The sequence below is a fragment of the Pseudomonas sp. AM4(2022) genome (assembly GCF_036346515.1).
GTDB lineage: Bacteria > Pseudomonadota > Gammaproteobacteria > Pseudomonadales > Pseudomonadaceae > Aquipseudomonas > Aquipseudomonas paracarnis.
In genome coordinates this window covers 1-1014 of the sequence record NZ_JAOTNW010000064.1, presented here as the reverse complement: position 1 = coordinate 1014, position 1014 = coordinate 1, and the positions used below count along the sequence as shown (strand labels likewise).

The 1014-nt window shown below is 60.9% G+C and carries 1 protein-coding gene; it reads right to left on the bottom strand.

What is annotated here, in order from left to right:
• Positions 1-1004 (bottom strand): ribonucleotide-diphosphate reductase subunit beta (locus ODQ19_RS27965; protein WP_330211833.1); only part of this gene is annotated, 1004 nt, incomplete at its 3' end.
• Positions 1005-1014: the final 10 nt, after the last annotated feature.

Genomic DNA, 1014 nt, shown 5'->3' with positions numbered 1-1014 from the left:
GCGATGAACTTGAGGTAATCCTCCATCATCGCCGCGTTCATACCCAGAACACCGCGCGGCATGGTGTCGCGAGCGTATTCGATCTCCAGCTGCGTACCCTGCAGAATCATCTGGGTCGCTTCTTCCTTCATCTCGGCATCCCACAGGTGCGGGTTTTCGATTTTGATCTGGTTGATCACGTCGATACCGAAGTTCAGGTGCATCGACTCGTCGCGCAGGATGTACTGGAACTGTTCGGCCACGCCGGTCATTTTGTTGCGGCGGCCCATGGACAGGATCTGGGTAAAGCCGCAGTAGAAGAAGATGCCTTCCAGTACGCAGTAGTAGGCGACCAGGTTGCGCAGCAGCTCTTTGTCGGTGTCGACGGTGCCGGTTTCGAACTTCGGATCGGAGATCGAGCGGGTGTACTTCAGGCCCCAGGCCGCCTTTTTGGCGACCGATGGAATCTCGTGGTACATGTTGAAGATCTCGCCTTCATCCATGGCCAGCGATTCGATGCAGTACTGGTAGGCGTGGGTGTGGATCGCTTCTTCGAAGGCCTGGCGCAGGATGTACTGGCGGCACTCCGGGTTGGTGATCAGGCGGTACACGGCCAGCACCAGGTTGTTGGCCACCAGGGAATCGGCGGTGGAGAAGAAGCCGAGGTTGCGCATGACGATGCGACGTTCGTCGTCGGTCAGGCCTTCAGGGTTTTTCCACAGCGCGATGTCGGCGGTCATGTTGACCTCTTGCGGCATCCAGTGGTTGGCGCAGCCGTCGAGGTACTTCTGCCAGGCCCAGTCGTACTTGAACGGCACGAGTTGGTTGAGGTCGGCGCGGCAGTTGATCATGCGCTTTTCGTCAACGGCGACGCGGGCGGAGGCGCCTTCGAGTTCGGCGAGGCCTTCGGCGACGTCGAGTTTGTCCAGGGCGGCCTTGGCGCGCACGATGGCGGCGGAGTCGTTGGCAGTGACGGCGCGGGCTTCCACGGCGGCAGCGGCGCCGGCACCGTCGAGGCGGTCCATGTTGGCTTCG